Source organism: Mediterraneibacter torques (genome assembly GCF_044591705.1).
Taxonomy (GTDB): Bacteria; Bacillota; Clostridia; order Lachnospirales; family Lachnospiraceae; genus Mediterraneibacter; species Mediterraneibacter torques.
On sequence record NZ_CP172594.1, the window covers coordinates 655,359 to 676,192 of the forward strand.

The window sequence follows — 20,834 nt, forward strand, 5'->3', positions numbered from 1 at the left end:
CTGTTTAAAACATAGAAAATCTTTGAATCAAAGAAATAATATTGACAATAATTTGCCGAAAATGTACAATAAATATCAAGAAATCCCATTGTATTCGACGATATAGACATAAAGGGATAAAAACGAAAAACACAGAAAGTTAAGGAGATGGAGAGATGAAAGAAAAAGAAAAAAAGAATACGATCGTGAAACGTATGATATTCGCGGTGGCAGCCGGATTCGTGGTTGGTTTTCTCATGCTCTTTTTGAGGGAATTTCTTCTGGAAAGCGGGAAATCAGGAATATGGAAAACAGTGGATGCAATCTTTTTTCAAGATGTAACAAAGACAAACGGAATTGAAGGTATCGGTATTTTATATATTGTCGGTCAGTTGTTTATGAGAGGACTTCAGTTGGCTATTGTTCCTCTTGTACTTACTTCGCTGAGTCTGGCGATGTGCAGTCTGGCAAATCCGGAGAGACTCGGAAAGATTGCAGGGAAGACATTTATCACATACATTTGCTTTTATGTAGTGGCAGCGGCTCTTGCGGGAGCAGCGGCATATTTTGTGAAAACAATGGGATGGTTCGACGTACAGCTTCCTAACGAGATGGTGACAGAAGCGGTGACGATGGAAGGATATAACCCGCTGGTGACAGTCGTCAATGCAGTTCCGTCTAATATTTTTTCGGCATTTTCATCTAATAACGAGATCATATCTGTCGTAGTTGTTGCGATCATTCTCGGATTGTGCATGACAGTGCTTGGCAAAAAGACAGAACCTCTTCGTAAAGTCATTGAAAATTTAAATGATGTCGTACAACTTTTCTTGAATTTCCTGATCGATAAGATCGGACCGGTTGCAATTTTTTGCATGATCACAAGAACGCTTGCGGTGTATGGAATCGAATATATTAAACCGACGCTTGTATGGATCGTTACTACGATTGTTGTAAGTCTGGTGCTTGTATTTACAATTTATCCGGTAGGGATATTCCTTACAACCCGGCTGAATCCGATTCCGTTTGTGAAGAAAACGTTGAAGATCGGCTTGTTTGCGGCAGCGACAAACTCTTCTGCGGCAACACTTCCGCTGAATACAAAGACATGTACGGAAGAACTGGGATGTTCAAAAGAAATCAGCAGTTTTGTTCTTCCTACAGGTATGACGATCAACATGAACGGTACGACAGCGATGCATATGATTGCGATTACATTTATTGCGACAGCGGCAGGAATTGATATTAAGCCTTCAACACTTGCCATAGCAGCTTTTCTTTCTATCTGCACGGCGATGGGAACTCCGGCAATTCCGGTTGCGGGAACGACGATGGTGTATGTTGTCATGACAGGGTTGGGAATGAGCTCTGAATTATGTATGATCGGATATTCGCTTGTACTGGCGATGAATTATCTTCCGGGAATGGCGGTAATTACCTTGAATGTAATCGGTGACGCAGCTACAAATGTGATCGTAAGCTTTAAAGAGAAAGTGCTGAATAAAGATGTTTATTATAAATAGAAGATAAATAAAATTGTAAAAGTACAGAATAAAGAAGTAGTTTAGAAAAAAAGAAGATAATGAAATCTTGTAATATCATGATGAAACAAAAAACAGGAATCGCCGCATTGAACTTAGTTCAGTGCGGCGATTCCCGCTTTTGCGTGTAAACATCCCACTATGAGATTCGCAGACAGTTAAGAGATGTTACGGCAATCAGTTTCGAGATTGAGGAATGACTTCAGGCCCTTCCGGTTCGGGATTCGGTTCGGGATCCGGCGTAGGCGGAATCGGATCCACATCATCGCCATCATCTCCGTTTGTATTTCCTAAGTTTTCGGAGCTGCCTGAATTGTTGTTTGTCGAATTATCCTCGTTGTTCTCGTCATCTTTACTTTCGTCATCTGTCTTTCCGTGTCCCGGACAAGTTTCTTTTGTCAAAGTGTCTTTATCAAAATACTCTGTGATGGAAGGACATCCGTTCACTGCAAGTTTTCCTGTCTGGGTACAGATTGTTCTTTGTACAACAGAAGCAGGAGGAGTGAAGTTTTTATATTCTAATTCTGCGTGGATGCGATCCATAATGTGCTTCCATATTACTTCGTGCCATGACTGATTCCAAAATTGTTCCAGTGTTTTATCCTCGTCATATCCGGTCCATACAGAACAGGTGTAGTAAGGCGTATATGCGGATAACCAGAGATCAGTACTGTTTTCCGTTGTACCTGTTTTACCTGCTGCAGGCATGTTGTTAAGTCTTGCAGGCGTTCCGGTTCCACGGTTGATTACGTCCTGCATAGCGCTTGTCAGAAGAAATGCTGTCGATTCTTTTAAAACACGACGTGTTATAGGTTTTGAATTATCGATCAGGACGTTGCCGTCGTGATCAAGAATTTCTGTATAAAGGAGCGGTTCGGTATAAATTCCGCTATTTGCGATCGCGGCATAAGCGGCGGTCATTTCAATATTGTAAACACCTCTTGTAATACCTCCGAGGGCGGTAGCCTGTGCGATATCCGACATACCCGGATAGTTCGGATCATTATTTACAAGCGTCGTAAAACCGAAGTTTTCGAGATATTTGTATCCCTTTTCAAGTCCGACTGTCTCGGTCAGAGTGCGTACGGCGCAAACATTCATGGAGTGTTCGATAGCATAGCGTACGCGGGCGCTTCCGATGTATTTGTTATCCCAGTTGTTTACCGGCTGTCCGCTGGCGTACCGGTACGGCTCGTCTTTGATCGTTGTTGCAAGAGTCATGCCGCACTCGTTTAATCCTGGGGCATAAGTGGATAAAACTTTAAAACAAGATCCCGGCTGTTTTGGGGAAGCTGTGGCGCGGTTTAAAGATAAGCTGGTCGTCTTTGCTCCGCGTCCGCCGACAATGGCTTTTACATGTCCTGTATATTGATCCATTAATACGACGGAAACCTGAGGCTGAAGCGTAATGTTTAAACGTTCGTCTACAATATCGCCTGCATCTGTATTAATACCGAGAGTGCCTTTATATTGTTCGATAGAAGCTTTCGCTTCATCTTCCGAACTGAAAACAAACGGAGCGGCAGAGCCTCGTACAGAGATCAGATACTGCTTTAAGTTTTCCTTACTGTAGTTTTCGGCAGATCCGTCCGCACGGTGGATTGTCAGTGCGTAGTCTGTGATACCGTATTCTACGATCGGATAATAAGCATCATTGGAGGCTTCTTCGTCACAGATCTGTTGGATCGCCAGATCCTGAGTAGACTTGATAGTCAATCCTTCGCTGTAGAGAAGGTTATAAGCCTGTGTTTCCGAGTAACCTTTCTCGTCCATAAGATCTTGAATGACATCTTCGATCAAGGCATCTGTAAAATAAGAGTAAGGCGTTGTATCTTCGGTGATCGCGGCTGTCTGTAAAATGCGGTCATACACAGGGTCGGCAAGCGCTTCGTCGTACTGCGCCTGATCGATGTATTTTTGTTCAAGCATGTTGCCGAGAACTTTTTCACGGCGTTTGGCGTTAGATTCCGGATTCGTTACAGGATCGTACTCTGTCGGGTTCTGTGTGATCGCGGCAATGACCGCACATTCCGAAAGGGTCAGATCCGCCACATCTTTGTTGAAATATCTTGTAGATGCCGTCTGTACTCCGAGACATCCCTGACCGAGGTTGATCGTGTTAAGATAGGCTTCTAATATCTCGTTTTTGTTCATCTCTTTTTCAAATGCGAGAGCGAGATACTGCTCTTGTAATTTACGTTCCACTCTGTCAAAAAATGTTTTTTCGTTGACAAAATCAAATACGTTGTTTTTGATAAGCTGCTGTGTCAGGGTACTGGCTCCTTCGGTAAAATCAAAACCGTTCATGACTCCGACGACGCCGGCTCTTAAAATTCCCTGAATATCGATTCCGTTATGTTCATAGAAACGTTCGTCCTCGATCGCCACAAATGCATGCGGAAGAAAATCTGTTTTTGCCGTGATCTCGTCATAAGTACGGTAGACACGGTTTGAATCAGAATCTTTCAGAGTGTCGATGACTGTGCCGTTTTGATCGACAATCGTTGTTGTAAATCCTTTCGGCTGAATGTCTTCGGCAGATACGTCCGGGGTGTTGTCAATGATTTTTTTTGCAAAAATTATACCGCCGACAAGCCCTATAACGACAAGCAGAAGCATACAGGTGATAACTGCTTTAAAAAAACGAACTCCTACGCGTTTCTTTTTCATTTTCTTTTTCGAAGAGATTGATGATTTTCTCTTTGAAAGATTATTTTTTCCGTAGTTCACGAATAACATCCTCCTTTTCAACTTCTATGATTATATCAAATAAGGTCTTTTAAATAAAGAAAAAAATGAAATCTTCATATTTTATAAAGAATTTTAATCATAATATCAGTATCTTCACGTTCGTACAGGCGAGAGATCCGCATAATGGTTGTACATGTTCCATGTCTTTGCTATAGTAGAAAAGGTATGGAACTGTTTTATGAAAAAGGAGAAGATAAAAATGGAGTGTTATCATACGGTATATACAGAAGGAACAGGAGAAATTGTGGAAAAAAAATCCCGTTTTATAGCAGAGGTATTTCCGGTTTCAAATGAAGAAGAGGCGTTTGCGCATTTGGAAGAAATCCGAAAAAAACACTGGGATGCCAGACATCACTGCTGGGCATATGTAATCGGAAGAAATCCGGCGGCAGAGAGAATGAGCGATGACGGAGAACCGGCAGGAACGGCGGGGAAGCCGATACTGGAAGTGTTAAGAGGGAAAAAACTGACAGATGTATTTGTTGTTGTCACCAGATACTTTGGCGGCACGCTTCTCGGAACAGGCGGTCTTGTAAGAGCGTATACGTCGGCGGCGGCAGAGGCGCTTGCTCATACGGTTATTATAACCAAGATACATGGGTTTAAACTGAAAATTATTACAGACTATACGGGACTTGGAAAAATTCAGTATATTTTAGGACAAAGGGGATTATCCGTTCTTGATACAGTGTATACAGATAAAGTAGAACTTACAGTTCTTGTGCCGGATGACGAAGAGGGATTTCTGATGAAAGAGCTGATGGAAGGCACGAACGGACAGGCGATGACGGAAAAAACGGAGCAGTGCTGGTTTGCGGAGACAGAAGAAGGAATAAAAATTTTTGAACAATAAAAAGAACGCTGCTTACAGGCGACAGTCTGCCTGTAAGCAGCGTTCCTTATTTGTATAGGCAACGAGCAAAAGCCCGGATTTGCTAAATGATGAGATTACTCATCAATACATTCCAGTTTGCTCACTGACACTTCATATGCCGTTCTTGTCTCTGTTTCTGTTTCGGATAATTTCTTTACATATTCTCTGCTTTGGATCCTTCCCAGTATACGCACATGTTCTCCTACATCGAAGTTCGATGCGTACCGTGCGTTTCTTCCCCAGCAGATACAAGGGATATAATCTGATTTCCCGTAAGGGCGGTTTACGGCAAGAAGCAGATCCGCAATCTCACGTCCTAAAGGGGTTTTTCGATATACCGGTGTCTTGCACATATATCCTTCCAGTAAAATATGATTTGTCTTTGCGCCGTCCGGTTCTTCTTCGATGAACTCCATTTCCCGTGCAAACACTGAAAGAACAAGTCTGTTTTTCTGTTCTTCATGACGGTTATATGACCGGAATTGTCCTGACACCATAATGCTTCTGCCTTTGTAATCTTGCGTTACATCGATGAGTCGTTCCGAGACCATGACCGGGATCCTGTCACTGGAATTGCTCAGCCGTTTCACGAGAATATCTACCATATAAAATCCTTCTCCGAATACTTCATGGCTGTATGTAAATTCCGAAGCCACCGATCCTATAACCGTTACCTGATTGTTCTCAATAATCTTATCTGACATGCTCTGTAATTCTCCTCTCCTCTTATCGCCGGGGTATCTGTCCGGCACTGCTTGTATTTTTGAGTCACTACTAAATTTATGTTTTTTTCATCTTGTTTAGAACTGATTTCATACAGAATCGTTCGACACAAAATTTCGACATGCGTTCTTGTAAAATGAAAATTTTATGATAAAATATAACAGTTGCAGTAAAACTATAACTATAAATCACTCCCTTAGCAGGGGAAAATAAAGAAAGAGTGTATATTTATGAAGACAAAACGTGAAGATGTAAGAAACATTGCCATCATCGCCCATGTTGACCACGGAAAGACGACATTGGTTGACGAGCTTTTAAAACAAAGCGGTGTTTTCCGTGAAAATCAGGAAGTGGCGGAACGTGTTATGGACTCGAACGATATTGAGCGGGAACGTGGGATCACGATCCTGTCCAAAAATACGGCAGTTCATTATAAAGGAACAAAGATCAACATTATCGATACGCCGGGACATGCGGATTTTGGCGGAGAAGTAGAACGTGTGCTGAAAATGGTCAACGGCGTGATCCTCGTTGTCGACGCATTTGAAGGCGCAATGCCGCAGACAAAATTTGTATTAAGAAAAGCGCTTGAATTAAGCCTTCCTGTCATTGTCTGCATCAACAAGATCGACCGTCCCGAAGCAAGACCTGACGATGTAATCGACGAAGTTCTTGAACTTTTCATCGATCTTGGCGCATCTGACGATCAGCTTGAGTGCCCGTTTGTATATGCATCCGCCAAAGCAGGAGTTGCATGCCTTGATCTGTCTGATCCGCAGCAGGACATGAAACCGTTATTTGAAACGATCCTCGAATATATTCCCGCTCCGGAAGGAGATCCTGAAGCTCCGACGCAGGTGCTGATCAGCACGATCGATTACAACGAATATGTCGGACGTATCGGTATCGGAAAAGTGGATAACGGAACGATCAGTGTGAATCAGGATATGATACTTGTCAATCACCATGATCCGGACAAACAGCAGAAAGTAAAGATCAGTAAATTATATGAATTTGACGGATTGAGCAAAACAGAAGTTAAAAGTGCAACGATCGGATCGATCGTCGCTATTTCCGGTATTTCTGATATATCGATCGGAGATACGCTTTGTTCTCCTGAAAAAGCAGAGGCAATTCCTTTCCAGAAAATTTCAGAACCGACGATTGCGATGCAGTTTATTGTAAACGACAGTCCTTTTGCCGGACAGGAAGGAAAATATGTAACTTCCCGCCATCTGCGTGACCGCCTGTTTAAAGAGCTGAACACAGACGTAAGTCTTCGAGTGGAAGAAATGGAAAATACAGACAGTTTTAAAGTGTCGGGACGCGGAGAACTTCATTTGTCCGTTTTGATTGAAAATATGCGCCGCGAAGGATATGAGTTTGCAGTAAGCAAAGCGGAAGTTCTCTATCATACGGATGAAAACGGAAAGAAACTTGAGCCGATCGAGACAGCTTATATTGATGTGCCGGATGAATTTACAGGAGTTGTAATCGAAAAACTCGGCCAAAGAAAAGGAGAACTTCGCAATATGGGGGTTTCCAACGGCGGTTACACACGTCTTGAGTTTTCCATTCCGTCCAGAGGATTGATCGGATATCGCGGAGAATTTATGACAGATACAAAAGGAAACGGTATCATTAATACAAGCTTCGACGGATATGAGCCGTACAAAGGCGATATCCAGTATCGTAAGCAGGGATCGCTTATCGCATTTGAGACAGGTGAATCTGTAACTTATGGTTTATACAGCGCGCAGGAACGCGGAACTTTGTTTATCGGACCGGGAGAAAAGGTTTATTCAGGTATGGTGATCGGCCAGAATGGAAAAACAGATGATATTGAGTTGAACGTATGTAAGACAAAGCATCTGACAAATACACGTTCCTCCAGCGCAGATGAAGCTTTGAGACTGACTCCGCCTAAAATTTTAAGTCTTGAGCAGGCTCTTGATTTTATCGACACCGACGAGCTTTTGGAGGTGACGCCGAAGACGCTGCGTATCCGCAAAAAAATCCTGGATTCAAGGATGCGGAAGAGAAGTATGATGAAATAAATTATGATAATTTAATGAAATTTGAAGAATTTACAGAATTCAAAACGATTTATTATATACATTAGAGCTGTTCTGTGTTATAATATTTTCATAATATAAACATCCTTTTTACACATGTTTATGTTAAGTATATACAAAAAGGAGTTGAACAGCATGAATTTTATCATCAGCGGAAAAAACATTGAAGTAACACCGGGGCTTAAAGAGGCTATCGAACAAAAGTTAGGAAAACTTGAGAGGTATTTCACTCCTGAAACAGAAATCATCGTAACGCTTAGCGTGGAAAAAGGACGTCAGAAAATCGAAGTGACGATTCCTGTAAAAGGATCTATCATCCGCTCCGAGCAGACGAGCAGCGACATGTATGTGTCGATCGACCTTGTAGAAGAGGTTATTGAACGGCAGCTTCGTAAATATAAAAACAAACTTGTTGCGAAAAGCCAGGGACATCCTACTGCTGCTGTTCCGTCAGGAAGCATTAAAAAAGAGTTTATCGAATCCGACGACGAGTCATCTGATGACGATGAAATCCGCATCGTCCGCACGAAAAAGTTTGGTATTAAACCGATGTTCCCTGAAGATGCCTGCATCCAGATGGAACTGCTCGGACATAGCTTTTTCGTTTTCTCAAACGCAGAAACAGATGAAGTAAATGTTGTATACAAAAGAAAGGACGGATCTTTCGGACTGATCGAGCCGGAATTTTCATAAACTGACCGAATTGTCATTTTTCATCAGTAAACAGAATTAACGTACAGAACGCCCGCAAAACTGTTCGCACTGTTTTGCGGGCGCTTTGACTGTTGTGTAGCTGCCCCCCGATAAGTTGTCTTGAAAGGTTTATGAGGAACTTCACATGAAAGATAAAATCAAATTATTGTCAATAGCCGCAGTATTTGTTTTATTGATATGCGCGGGATATTCGATACTTAGTTTTAAGCAGACTGATTTACAAAGTATCTTAAAAAAGGAAAGTTCTAAAAAAGATTTATTTATTGATCATAATGAGAGCAGAGTTTGTTCCATACAATATGAGGCGAAGGATAACCGGACAGAGAAGATTTATTTTGAATTTGCCGATAAATATATATTTGATATGGAGTCTAAGTTTTCGGTTTATTATGACAGCAATTATTTAATGATAGACTCTTTTGAATATGAGGTGTTAAAAAACAATCTGATCCATACGAAGTGTATTGAAAAGGGGAATGCACCTGCATCGTCATATCATGGAGTTATATCATGGTATAATAAATTCAATGTAGCCGGCTGTAACGTGACAAAAGTTACGATAGGTTTCAAGGTGATCGATCCGGAAATCGACCTGTCAAATATTACAGAGATTTTATCTTTGCATGAGGAATAAAGACGGGTATGATCTGACGAACCGGTTATCGAGAAACTGTAACAGTTCAGCCCACGCCATTCGTAAAACCGCACTGTGCGCTTATCGTGGCTGAATTGTTACGAGAAACTTTGTGAAAAGGATATCATATGTTGAGATGCGAACTCAAATGTGATATCCTTTTTTGAGTAGAGAAAAATCCGTTTTTGATTCAATAATGAGCCGCAGGAAAAAAACTTGTAGTGAACGATTGTTTTTGAAACGTGAAATGATACAGGCAGGAGGAAAATAAAATGATTAAAATAATGATGCATGGATGCAACGGAAAAATGGGAAGGATGATCACGGAGATCGTAAAAAATGATGAAAATGCCGTTATTACGGCAGGTGTTGACACATATACAGAAACGCCGAATGATTATCCGGTATTTGATTCGGTGGAAAAATGTACGGAAGACGCAGATGTTGTGATCGATTTTTCAAATGCGGGAGCAGTGGATTCGCTTTTGGATTATTGCGTGGATAAGAAACTTCCGGTTGTGCTTTGCACGACAGGACTTTCGGAAGAGCAGCTTGCAAAAGCAGAGAAGGCGGCAGAGAAGACGGCGGTGTTAAAGTCGGCGAATATGTCTCTTGGAATTAATCTCCTTTTAAAACTTTTAAAAGATGCGGCAAAAGTGCTTGCTCCGGCGGGATATGATATTGAACTTGTGGAAAAACATCACAATCAGAAACTGGATGCCCCGAGCGGAACAGCGCTTGCACTTGCGGATTCGGTGAATGAAGCGCTTGGAAACGAATATCATTATGTATATGACAGAAGCACTGTCCGCCAGAAACGTGATGCAAAAGAAATCGGAATTTCAGCTCTTCGCGGAGGTACGATCGTAGGGGAACATGAGGTGATCTTTGCGGGAACAGACGAAGTGATCGAATTTAAACATACGGCATACTCGAGAAGCGTATTCGGAAAAGGCGCTGTCGAGGCGGCAAAATTCCTTGCCGGAAAAGAAAGCGGTATGTATGATATGAGCGATGTGGTCGGATTGTGACATCCGACGTACATGAGAGATATAAATTGTGCGGTGTATTGTGGAACAAGGGGGCAGACAAGCATGAAAGAAGAATATAAAGAACTGAAAGAACTCCAGAAACGGTATTTGACCCGATTGTCAGACTTATATCCGACAATCGCGGCGGCATCGACGGAGATCATCAATCTTCAGGCGATTTTGAATCTGCCGAAAGGAACAGAACATTTTCTGACAGATGTACACGGTGAGTATGAGGCTTTTTCTCATGTTTTAAAAAACGGATCCGGATCTGTCCGAAGAAAGATCGAGGATGTGTTCGGAAATACGATGAGTGCCGCAGATAAGAAATCTTTGGCAACGCTGATCTATTATCCGAGAGCAAAGATGGACCTGATCCGGCAGACAGAGACGAATATGGAAGACTGGTATAAAGTACATCTATATCGTTTGATCGAAGTTGCCAAAAGAGCGGCGAGCAAGTATACGCGGTCGAAAGTAAGAAAGGCGCTTCCCCCAAATTTTGCTTATGTGATCGAGGAACTGATCACGGAGAAAGCGGAGGTACATGATAAGGAATCATATTATAATGAGATTATTTCAACGATTATACGGATCGGAAGAGCAGAAGATTTTATCGAGGCAATTTCAGAGTTGATCCAAAGGCTCGTTGTAGATCATCTGCATATTGTCGGCGATATTTATGACAGAGGTCCCGGTCCTCATATTATTATGGATAAACTGATGTCTTATCACTCTGTCGATATTCAGTGGGAAAATCATGATATACTTTGGATGGGAGCGGCTGCGGGACAATGGGGCTGTATTGCGAATGTGATCCGCATCTGTGCACGTTACGGAAATCTCGATATTTTGGAGGATGGATATGGGATCAATCTTCTTCCTCTGGCAGCATTTGCCCTTCGGATTTACGGGGATGATCCGTGTATTTGTTTTCGGTTAAAAGCGGTTGAAGGGATAGATCCTGATGAGATGCAAATGAATATGAGGATTCATAAAGCAATCTCCATCATTCAATTTAAAGTGGAAGGGCAGATCATCCGTCGGCAGAAAGCATTTCATTTAGAAAACAGGGCGCTTTTGCACAGAATTGATTTTGAAAAAGGTACGATTGAACTGGACGGAAAGAAATATCCGCTTTTGGATACGGCGTTTCCTACAGTCGATCCGAAAGATCCGTACGCTTTTACTCAAGAGGAAGAGGAGATCATGAAGCGGCTTGAAAAGGCGTTTCTGCACTGTGAGAAGCTTCAAAGGCATATGAGGTTTTTGCTGAACAAGGGAAGTTTGTATAAAGTTTACAATGATAATCTTCTCTATCACGGATGTGTTCCGCTCACAGAAGACGGAAAATTGAAAGAAATTCGGCTTTTCGGCAAGTCTTACGGTGGAAAAGAACTTTATGATGTTCTGGATTCTTATGTGAGAAAAGGCTTTTTTGCTCTTGATGAGAATGAAAGGCAGGATGGAAAGGACATCATGTGGTATATATGGCTGCATCCTGATTCTCCGCTTTTCGGAAAAGATAAGATGGCAACTTTTGAACGGTATTTTCTGCAAGATGCGGAAACTCACATAGAGAAAAAGAATCCGTATTACTCCCTGCTTGAAAATGAAAAAGTTATCAATCAGATATTGGAAGAGTTTGGGTTAGACCCGGCGGTGTCTCATATTGTCAACGGACATGTTCCGGTGAAACGAAAAGACGGGGAAAATCCCGTGAAATGCGGCGGGAAAGTGCTTGTGATCGACGGCGGATTTTCCAAAGCGTATCAGAAAGAAACCGGAATTGCAGGTTATACTTTGATCTTTAATTCATATGGACTTCTGCTTGTTGCGCACGAGCCGTTTGAATCTACAGAGTCGGCGATCGCAAAGGAAAAAGATATCCATTCCGAAACGATGATAGTGAAAAGAGTCAGGGAGAGGCTTTTAGTCGGAGATACGGATATCGGTGAGGAACTCAAACGTCAGGTAAAAGATCTTGAACGACTGCTTGTCGCATACAGAAACGGTGAGCTCAGAGAAAAACGATAGCAGGTATCGGATATATAACAGAACATAAAGAGAATATAAAACAGATAAATAAAAGTGAGGTTTGTATGGGAAAAGAAGAAATTCAGGAGTCAGAACCGCTTCGGATCTATTTGAATGAGATAGGGGAGATTCCTCTGTTGGACGAGACGGAAGAAAAAGAATTGGGCAGAAGAATCTCAGACGGAGACGAATCCGCAAGAGCGAGACTGGAAGAAGGGAATCTTCGTCTCGTCGTTTCTATCGCAAAACATTATACGGGAAGAGGTTTGCCGTTAATGGATCTGATTCAGGAAGGAAATATCGGATTGATGCATGCTGCCGAAAAGTATGACTATACGAAAGATAACCGTTTTTCAACTTACGCGTCATGGTGGATCAAAGAGGCAATTACAAGAGCCATCGATCAGCAGTCAAGAGAAATTCGAGTTCCGGTTCACGTTGCGGAAAATATAAAACGGGTGCAAAAAGCAGCAAAAGAACTGCAGCAGGAATTCGGAAGAGAAGCAGAACCGGGGGAGATTGCAAAGAAGCTTGGCGACCGGACAGAAGAGGAAGTGAAAAATATTCTTTCTTATATTCGAAATCCGGTATCTTTGGAAACTCCGGTAGGGGAAGATGGCGAGGACAGTCTTGGAGATTTTGTAGAAGACAGATCTGAGACGACGCCGGAAGATGCGATGGACGTTCTTGTCAGGAAAGAAGAAGTACAAGAACTTCTTGAAACTTTGAACGACAGAGAGAAAGAAGTGATCAGCCTTCGGTTTGGATTGGGGAAAGACCGCACATATACATTAGAAGAAATCGGTGAAAGTCTTGGTATAACAAGAGAGCGTGTGCGTCAGATTGAATCAAAAGCGATGGAAAAACTGAGGAAAAAGGCTCTGTAGCAAAAAGAAAAAATCCCGAATGTATAAATATTGAAAATATTGCAGATATTAGAACTACAACAATATTTATGGAAAGGGAGATATTCTTATGAAAAAAATGAAACAACTCATTTTGCTGACGCTCTGTGTGTTCACTTTGTTTGGCATGACAGCATGTGCGGGCAAAGATAAAACAGATAATGCGGCGGATCAGACGACAACGGATAAAGACAGAGACAACGATCGCAACGATGCGTCGGACAAGTCAGATAAAAAAGGAGACGGTATTCTTGATGATGCGGTAAATGATGTGACTCAGGGAGTTGATGACGTAACAGATGATGTCACAGACGGAATTGACGATGTGACAGACGATGTCACAGACGGTGTTGACAATGCGGCGGATGATCTGACTGATGAAAACGGAGCGAAAAAAGAAGGCGACCGTATGAAAAATACAGATCAGGGAGATGCAACAGGAAATGCCGATGACTCTATGAGATAGTTTTTTGTCGCATGATAAGAACAGTTATAAAATAATCGGGATTGATTCGACCGCAGAGAGAAGGAACTTTATGTCTGCGGTCGATCTTGTAATAGTGTAAACAATACATAAGGAGAAGGGCAGATGAAATTCAGACCGTGCATTGATATTCATAACGGAAAAGTAAAACAGATTGTCGGTGGAAGTTTAAAAGATGAGGGGAACATGGCAAAGACGAATTTCGCATCTGATTTAAACGCCGCATTTTATGCGAATATGTATAAGGAAGATTGTCTGAGAGGAGGTCATATTATTCTTTTAAACAGCCGGCAGTCAGAATATTATGAACAGACAAAACAACAGGCGAAAGAGGCTCTTCGTGTTTATCCGAAAGGACTGCAGATAGGAGGAGGGATTACAGACGAGAATGCATATGAATATATAGAATGCGGAGCGAGCCATGTGATCGTCACATCGTATGTGTTTCGCGGAGGAGAATTTTGCAGAGAAAATCTAAAGAAGCTTGTTCATGCCGTAGGAAAAGAGCATATCGTGCTCGATTTGAGCTGCCGAAAACAAGGTGAAGATTATTATGTAGTTACAGATCGTTGGCAAAAATATACGAATCTACGTTTGAACGCCGCTGTTCTTGAGGAATTATCTTCTTATTGTGATGAGTTTTTGATCCACGGCGTTGATGTAGAGGGAAAACGATCGGGAATGGAAGAACAACTTGTACATATGCTTGGGCAATGGGGAAAAATTCCGATTACATACGCCGGAGGAATCAGTTCGGAAGACGATTTGGAACGGTTTCGGAGTTTGGGCGGCGGACAACTTGACTTTACGATAGGAAGCGCCCTCGATCTTTTCGGAGGAACTGTTTCATATAGAAAAATTGTGAACAAATATAACTGATGAAAAGATGCATAACAGGTGACTATTTGAGAAAAAATGGTATATTTTGAAAGGTCTGTTTGGTATTAATAGATAGAAAAGAGCATGATATAAGCGGTGCAAATGTACAACAAGCAATACAAATGTATAAATTGACATTTTTGAGAAAATTTGCTATTCTGATAAAGAGCAAAGACATAGATGGCGGCTTTGAACAGATAAGATCAGATATTTTCTATGCATTATGCCGGAAAATATCCGATCTTTTTTTCTGCCTGTATTCGGCGTGGCGTCTTGTATAGAGATATGCCATGATATAGAAAACAGATATGCTGCTTCGGTCTGATATTATGATAAAGGAGTGGAAGAATGCAAAAGAAGATTAGAAAGATCGTATCATCGATTCTTGCTTCCTGCATGGTTATTAGCGCATTTGCGGGCATAGCTCCGCAAAAAGCAGAGGCGAAGACAACGCTTGTCAATGTTGCCGTTAACGGTACGGTAAGTACGCAGAACGGTGAGAATGGAAGTTATGTAATCGGAAACATCAATGACGGTGATCCGAAAACAAGCTGGCAGACACAAGGAACGTGGCCTGCAACGGCTGTGATCCAGTTGGATAAAGGACGCAGTATTTCAAAAGTGGCTGTAGAACTTGGCGAAGACGGGGATAACAGTACAGGAAGAACGGCGCTTGTGACAGTTCAGTATGCACAGAACGGCATTACAACGGATTTGATTGATTTCGGAAGCAAGAGAATGACGGTAGATTCAAAAGAAGAGTTTACAGCGGACGTGCCGAAGTCGGCAACGCATATTTATGTAACGCTTTCCGATCCGCAGAATTCTGATGGAAGTCAGGGCGCGTTCTGGCCGTCGGTTCAGGAAGTGGAAGTGTTTGAAGAGCAGGAAGAAAAAGTGTCTGATTACAATAACATTGCAAATCAGGCGAAGATCACAACAGACGGAAACGAAAATCAATCTGAAGGATCAGCAAACCTTGTTGACGGAAACGACAAAACATTGTATAAGTTCCACAATGAAGCGCAGACTTCAGAGAAGTACATCGCTTTGAATTTTGACGAGGCAAGAACGATGGATGCGTTCCGCATTGCTTTTGAGCATGTGGGAGATACGGACAGTGTTGATTTCGCGTTCGAGTACAGCATCCTGGCGAAGAAAGCAGGAGACAGCGATTATACGAAGATTGCAGATCACCAGAAGGCAAACCGTACAGATAATTATGCGCAGGTTTATAAGTTTAATGCCGCGCAGTATTCAGAAGTGAAGATTGTTATGCATTCTTGTAAGACACAGGGCGGAACGCAGAACGGATGGCCGGCAGTGGCAGAGTTTGAGGTGTACGGAAGCGAGATCGAAGTACAGGATACAGGCAGTATCGCATTTAAGAAACCGGTACATACGCCGTCTGGAAAAAATACGGCGAAAAATATTACGGACGGAAGCAAAAAGACACAGTGGACCGGCGCATATTATCCGTCTTATGTAGATATTGATCTGGAGAAAAATTATAACCTTGATACGGTAGAAGTATATACACCGGAGAATGGATATTCTCAGTATACGATCTATACAAGTATGGACGGAAGAGATTTTGATAAACTGGCAGAGAAGACATCAAAAGATTCCTGTGATGCTGAAAAGGGAGAAGTTTACCAGGCGGAAGGAAAAGAAGCGAGAATCGTCCGCGTTTATATGGAATATAATTCCGCGTCTACGGCGGCTGTACTGAACGAAGTCCGTGTGACAGGAAAAGAGAGCAAGTCAGAAGTTCAGAAAAGACCTGAGATCAATACAGTAAAATATGAAGAGTCAGAATATAATGTAGAGATTACAGAAAATGATACGAAAAACGAAGTTTACGGTATTATCGAAAGAAGACTCGGAAAAGCTTACAAAGACTGGTTTAAGCTTGAACTTGCGGAGAATCCGAAAAAGAACGGTTATGATTACTTTGAACTTTCCATGGATGGAGATCAGGTGAAAATCAAAGGAAACGACGGTGTTTCTCTTGCGACAGGACTGAACCATTATCTGAAATATTTCTGTCAGGTAAATCTTTCACAAGTGGGAGATCAGGCAGATATGCCGGAAAATAAACCTGTTGTGACAGAAAAAGTATTTAAAGAGACGAAGGCGGAAGTCCGCTACTCTTATAACTACTGTACGCTTTCTTATTCTATGGCGTTCTGGGGAGAGCAGGAATGGCGTGACGAGTTAGACTGGCTGGCGTTAAACGGCGTGAACGTCGTTCTTGACGCGACAGCGCAGGAAGAAGTATGGAGAAGATTTTTAGGAGAACTTGGATATTCTCACGAAGATATTAAAGACTTTATTGCAGGACCTGCATATTATGCGTGGGCATATATGGCGAACCTTTCCGGTTTCGGAGGCCCGGTGCATGACTCGTGGTTTGAAGAGAGAACAGAGCTGGCAAGAAAGAATCAGCTTATTATGAGAAAACTCGGAATGCAGCCTGTACTGCAAGGTTACAGCGGAATGGTTCCGACAAATATTCACGATTATGACAAAAATGCAGAAGTGATCGAGCAGGGCGAGTGGTGTTCCTTCCAGCGTCCGACGATGTTAAAGACAACTTCTTCTACATTTGAAAAATATGCGAAGAAATTCTATCAGTGTCAGAAAGAAGTTTACGGAGACGTAAGCAACTATTATGCGACAGACCCGTTCCACGAAGGCGGCATTACAGGCGGTATGAATGCGTCCGACATTTCGGAAAAAGTATTAACTGAAATGATCACGGCAGACAAAGATGCGGTTTGGATCATCCAGTCATGGCAGGGTAATCCGACAACTGCATTGTTAAACGGTCTTGACAGAGTGGAAAAGGGAACAGATCATGCGCTGATTCTTGACTTGTACGCAGAGAAAGACCCGCATTATGATGAAGGACGTCCCGGCGCGGAAGCATATGGAGACGAGGAAGAATTTGACAAGACTCCGTGGCTGTTCTGTATGCTGAATAACTTCGGAGGACGTCTCGGACTGCACGGACATCTTGACAACCTTGCAAATAATATTCCGAAAGTATTTAATGAGACGAAATATATCGCGGGAATCGGAATCACTCCTGAGGCGAGTGTAAATAACCCGGTATTGTATGATTTCTTGTTCGAGACGATCTGGCAGGATGATGCGTCACAGAAGATGGAAGTGATCGATCTTGACACATGGCTTGATGATTATGCGACGAGAAGATACGGAGCAGAGAGTGAGTCGGCAAATCAGGCATGGGATATTTTGAAAGAAACAGTATATAAGGCGAGCTTAAACGGCCTTGGACAGGGTGCGCCGGAGTCAGTTGTAAATGCAAGACCGAATCTTACGATCGGGGCGGCTTCTACATGGGGCAACGCGGTGATCAGCTATGAAAAAGGCGATCTTGAAGAAGCGGCAGCGCTTCTGTTAGCTGATTATGATAAGCTGAAAGACAGCGCAGGATATCAGTACGATCTGGCAAATGTTTTGCAGCAGGTACTTTCCAACAGCGCTCAGGAATATCAAAAAGGTATGTCTGCAGCGTTCAGCGCAAAAGATCTGGACAGCTTTAAAAAATATTCGGAAAAATTCATGTCAGTGATCGAAGACATGGAAAAAGTAACGGGAACAAGCGAATACTTCCTTCTCGGAAGATGGGTAGAGCAGGCAAAAGCGCTTGCAAATAATGCGGATGACTTTACAAAAGAACTGTATGAGTTCAATGCAAAAGCGCTCGTTACTACATGGGGATCGAAAAATCAGGCGGAAAAAGGCGGTCTGAAAGATTACTCTAACCGTCAGTGGTCAGGCTTGATCGGTGATTTCTATAAAGCAAGATGGCAGCGCTGGATCACAGCAAGAACAAACGAGCTTTCGGGAACGGATTATGAGAGTAATATCGACTGGTTTGAGTGGGAATGGGAATGGGTACGCAGCAATAAAGAGTATCCGACAACTGCGACACCGCAGGATCTGAAAACACTCGGAGCAGAAATTTTAGAAAACTACTCTGTAAAAAATCCGGCGGCAAATGATGAGTTTGACCTTCCGACAGAAGGGATGACTGCTACGGCAGGAAGCGCGCAGCCGCAGACAGGGAAAGAAGGACCTGCATCATATGTTCTGGATAAAGACGTGTCAACGCTTTGGCACAGTAAATATGAAGGCGACGACCAGAATAATCTGTGGATCGATATTGCCCTGGGAGAGAGCAAGACTGTCAACGGACTGCGTATACTTCCAAGAAACGGCGCGGTGAACGGTGTGATCGTTGAATACCGTATTGAGGTAAGCAATGATAACGGACAGTCTTATCATGAAGTGGCGACAGGAACATGGACAAATGATTCAGGATGGAAATGGGCTCAGTTTGATCAGACAGAGGCGACAAACGTTAGATTATATGCAGTGAGAACATTGTCAGATCAGGCAGGAAAGAACTTTGCATCTGCGGCAGAAATCCGTATAATGGCTCCGAAAAAAGAAGAACCGCAGCCGGAACAGGTAAATAAGCAGTTCCTTGAATTTTTGATCGGATACGCACAGAGCGCGAAAGAAAAACCGGAATATGAACATGTCGTTCCTGAAGTGAAAAAAGCGTTAGATGCAGCGCTTGCGAAAGCAGTTCAGGTGAAAGATAATGAAAAAGCGTCACAGGAGCAGGTTGACGAAGCGTACACAGAATTGCTTGAAATCGTACATATGCTTGACTTTATAGGTGACACGACAAGCCTGAAAGTATTGGTCGATGCAGTGAGCGATAAGACTGAAAAAGACTATACTCCGTCCACATGGCAGCCGTTTAAGAGCGCATTGGATGCGGCAAATGAAGTCTTGAAAAATGAAAATGCGCTTGATGCGGATATCGAGGCGGCTCGCACAGCGCTTGAGACAGCGGTAAACGGACTTGTAAAACGTGCAGATTTCACAAAACTGCAGGCTTCGGTTGATGAGGCGAAAAAAGCGTACGGGGATCTTTCGGGATATACGGAAGAATCCGCAGCGAAGTATACGCAAGCGCTGACAGCGGCTGAAACGGTACTTAAAAACGCGGATGCTTCACAGACAGAAGTAGATCAGGCGAAGACGGATCTTGAAACTGCGATCAGCGGACTGACTGCAAAACCGAGTCCGGATAAAGTGGATAAGACTGCGCTTCAGAGTTATGTAGATTTCGCAAAGAAATACGCAGATAAAGAAGAAGAGTATACTCCTTCGACATGGAATGCTTTTAAGGCGGCATATGATAAAGCGCAGGAAGTTCTTAAAGATGAGAAGGCGGCACAAAAAGAGGTAGACGACGCTTTGGCTAAACTGCAGAAAGCTGCCGTTGATTTGGAAATGAAGCCGAGCAAAGAAAAGTTAGAGGAATTAAAGAAAGCGATCAAAGCGGCTGAAAAGAAAGATTTAAGCGGATATACGGATGCGTCTGTCGAAGCATATAAAGATGTTGTGGAAAAAGCAAAAACAATGTTGTCAGATAAAGAAGCAACGGCAACAGAGGTTGAAGATATGCTGAAAACATTAAAAGATGCAGACAAGCTTCTCGTAGAGAAAGACAATCCGCAGGAAGAAGACAAAAAGCCGAGCAAAGAGCAGTTAGAAGCATTGAAAGAAGCGATCAAAGCGGCTGAAAAGAAAGACTTAAGCGGATATACGGATGCGTCAGTGAAAGCATATAAAGACGTTTTGGAAAAAGCAAAAGCGGTATTGGAAGACAAGAAAGCGACGGCAAAAGACGTTGAAGATATGTTAAAAGCGTTAAAAGATGCAGAGAAACTGCTTGTGAAAAAAGATGACGTTAAGGAAGATGAGGATAAAAATCCGGATTCACAGAAAGGTCAGGCAGTTCAGACAGGCGATCAGACACCGATCATGTTCTGGGCGTTCATGCTGGTAGCTTCCGCAGTTGTTATTTTCAGAAGAAGAAAAAGAGCATAGAGCAATGCATAAAAAAATCAGCACAGGATAATCAAATATTGTGTGCGGATGAATGAGAAAAGCACAGAGCCTTTGGAATGGGTTCTGTGCTTTTTGCAATGGCGATAAGCCAAAGTCTGGGCTTGCCCGTGACCTTGGCGACCGCTTGCACTCCCGGAATGTGCCTTTTGGTACTTCCGGTGATTGAATGATTCTGAATGGGATCATTATTTCCGATATAAGAGTATCGTTTTTGTGCGTAAAAGGCGGTGCGCGTATGGTTGTCAA

At 42.6% G+C, this 20,834-nt stretch carries 13 protein-coding genes; 11 read left to right on the forward strand and 2 right to left on the reverse strand.

Annotated elements, in window-relative coordinates:
• The first annotated feature begins 155 nt into the window (after positions 1–155).
• A complete protein-coding gene (locus ACH9UM_RS03030) occupies positions 156–1,502 on the forward strand; it encodes a dicarboxylate/amino acid:cation symporter (protein ID WP_004846489.1) in 1,347 nt (448 codons plus the stop codon).
• Between the two features lie 195 nt (positions 1,503–1,697).
• Here the strand turns inward: ACH9UM_RS03030 and ACH9UM_RS03035 are convergent, their stop codons facing one another.
• Positions 1,698–4,250, reverse strand: coding sequence for a transglycosylase domain-containing protein (locus ACH9UM_RS03035; protein WP_009320701.1), 2,553 nt, complete (start codon positions 4,248–4,250; stop codon positions 1,698–1,700).
• Between the two features lie 220 nt (positions 4,251–4,470).
• On the opposite strand from ACH9UM_RS03035, the gene ACH9UM_RS03040 reads away from it, so the two are divergent.
• Positions 4,471–5,124 (forward strand): YigZ family protein, encoded by a 654-nt coding sequence (locus ACH9UM_RS03040; protein WP_009320699.1) that lies wholly within the window; start codon positions 4,471–4,473, stop codon positions 5,122–5,124.
• A 95-nt stretch (positions 5,125–5,219) separates the two neighbouring features.
• Here the strand turns inward: ACH9UM_RS03040 and ACH9UM_RS03045 are convergent, their stop codons facing one another.
• Entirely contained in the window at positions 5,220–5,849 is a 630-nt protein-coding gene (locus ACH9UM_RS03045; RefSeq protein ID WP_004846486.1) for a single-stranded DNA-binding protein, read from the reverse strand.
• A 249-nt stretch (positions 5,850–6,098) separates the two neighbouring features.
• Here ACH9UM_RS03045 and typA point away from each other — a divergent pair, with 249 nt between their 5' ends.
• From typA to ACH9UM_RS03090, 9 genes are all read left to right on the forward strand, one after another.
• The gene (gene typA / locus ACH9UM_RS03050) at positions 6,099–7,925 is read left to right on the forward strand and encodes a translational GTPase TypA (protein ID WP_009242723.1); all 1,827 of its coding nucleotides are present in this window, start codon (positions 6,099–6,101) and stop codon (positions 7,923–7,925) included.
• A gap of 153 nt (positions 7,926–8,078) precedes the next feature.
• Complete coding sequence (gene hpf / locus ACH9UM_RS03055) at positions 8,079–8,636, forward strand: ribosome hibernation-promoting factor, HPF/YfiA family (RefSeq protein ID WP_009242722.1); 558 nt, start codon at positions 8,079–8,081, stop codon at positions 8,634–8,636.
• A gap of 145 nt (positions 8,637–8,781) precedes the next feature.
• Positions 8,782–9,291: a hypothetical protein gene (locus ACH9UM_RS03060; RefSeq protein ID WP_004846483.1), complete on the forward strand. Its 510-nt coding sequence runs from the start codon at positions 8,782–8,784 to the stop codon at positions 9,289–9,291.
• A gap of 272 nt (positions 9,292–9,563) precedes the next feature.
• The gene (dapB, locus tag ACH9UM_RS03065) at positions 9,564–10,322 is read left to right on the forward strand and encodes a 4-hydroxy-tetrahydrodipicolinate reductase (RefSeq protein WP_004846482.1); all 759 of its coding nucleotides are present in this window, start codon (positions 9,564–9,566) and stop codon (positions 10,320–10,322) included.
• A gap of 63 nt (positions 10,323–10,385) precedes the next feature.
• Positions 10,386–12,359, forward strand: coding sequence for a fructose-1,6-bisphosphatase (locus tag ACH9UM_RS03070; protein ID WP_400091924.1), 1,974 nt, complete (start codon positions 10,386–10,388; stop codon positions 12,357–12,359).
• Positions 12,360–12,424: 65 nt separating this feature from the next.
• Complete coding sequence (locus ACH9UM_RS03075) at positions 12,425–13,246, forward strand: RNA polymerase sigma factor RpoD/SigA (RefSeq protein ID WP_004846480.1); 822 nt, start codon at positions 12,425–12,427, stop codon at positions 13,244–13,246.
• Between the two features lie 88 nt (positions 13,247–13,334).
• Entirely contained in the window at positions 13,335–13,730 is a 396-nt protein-coding gene (locus ACH9UM_RS03080) for a hypothetical protein (RefSeq protein ID WP_004846479.1), read from the forward strand.
• A gap of 123 nt (positions 13,731–13,853) precedes the next feature.
• Positions 13,854–14,627, forward strand: a complete 774-nt coding sequence (gene hisA / locus ACH9UM_RS03085; protein WP_004846478.1) for a phosphoribosylformimino-5-aminoimidazole carboxamide ribotide isomerase — start codon at positions 13,854–13,856, stop codon at positions 14,625–14,627.
• 348 nt (positions 14,628–14,975) lie between these two features.
• On the forward strand, positions 14,976–20,567 hold the full coding sequence (locus tag ACH9UM_RS03090; protein WP_400091928.1) for an alpha-N-acetylglucosaminidase TIM-barrel domain-containing protein: 5,592 nt from the start codon (positions 14,976–14,978) through the stop codon (positions 20,565–20,567).
• The last annotated feature ends 267 nt before the right edge of the window (positions 20,568–20,834 follow it).

What these genes read in the sequence shown, in the direction of transcription:
- ACH9UM_RS03030 (WP_004846489.1), top strand. Translation starts at nt 156, where the DNA reads ATGAAAGAAAAAGAAAAAAAGAATACGATCGTGAAACGTATGATATTC.
- ACH9UM_RS03040 (WP_009320699.1), top strand. Translation starts at nt 4,471, where the DNA reads ATGGAGTGTTATCATACGGTATATACAGAAGGAACAGGAGAAATTGTG.
- ACH9UM_RS03045 (WP_004846486.1), bottom strand. Translation starts at nt 5,849, where the DNA reads ATGTCAGATAAGATTATTGAGAACAATCAGGTAACGGTTATAGGATCG.
- typA (WP_009242723.1), top strand. Translation starts at nt 6,099, where the DNA reads ATGAAGACAAAACGTGAAGATGTAAGAAACATTGCCATCATCGCCCAT.
- hpf (WP_009242722.1), top strand. Translation starts at nt 8,079, where the DNA reads ATGAATTTTATCATCAGCGGAAAAAACATTGAAGTAACACCGGGGCTT.
- ACH9UM_RS03060 (WP_004846483.1), top strand. Translation starts at nt 8,782, where the DNA reads ATGAAAGATAAAATCAAATTATTGTCAATAGCCGCAGTATTTGTTTTA.
- dapB (WP_004846482.1), top strand. Translation starts at nt 9,564, where the DNA reads ATGATTAAAATAATGATGCATGGATGCAACGGAAAAATGGGAAGGATG.
- ACH9UM_RS03070 (WP_400091924.1), top strand. Translation starts at nt 10,386, where the DNA reads ATGAAAGAAGAATATAAAGAACTGAAAGAACTCCAGAAACGGTATTTG.
- ACH9UM_RS03075 (WP_004846480.1), top strand. Translation starts at nt 12,425, where the DNA reads ATGGGAAAAGAAGAAATTCAGGAGTCAGAACCGCTTCGGATCTATTTG.
- ACH9UM_RS03080 (WP_004846479.1), top strand. Translation starts at nt 13,335, where the DNA reads ATGAAAAAAATGAAACAACTCATTTTGCTGACGCTCTGTGTGTTCACT.
- hisA (WP_004846478.1), top strand. Translation starts at nt 13,854, where the DNA reads ATGAAATTCAGACCGTGCATTGATATTCATAACGGAAAAGTAAAACAG.
- ACH9UM_RS03090 (WP_400091928.1), top strand. Translation starts at nt 14,976, where the DNA reads ATGCAAAAGAAGATTAGAAAGATCGTATCATCGATTCTTGCTTCCTGC.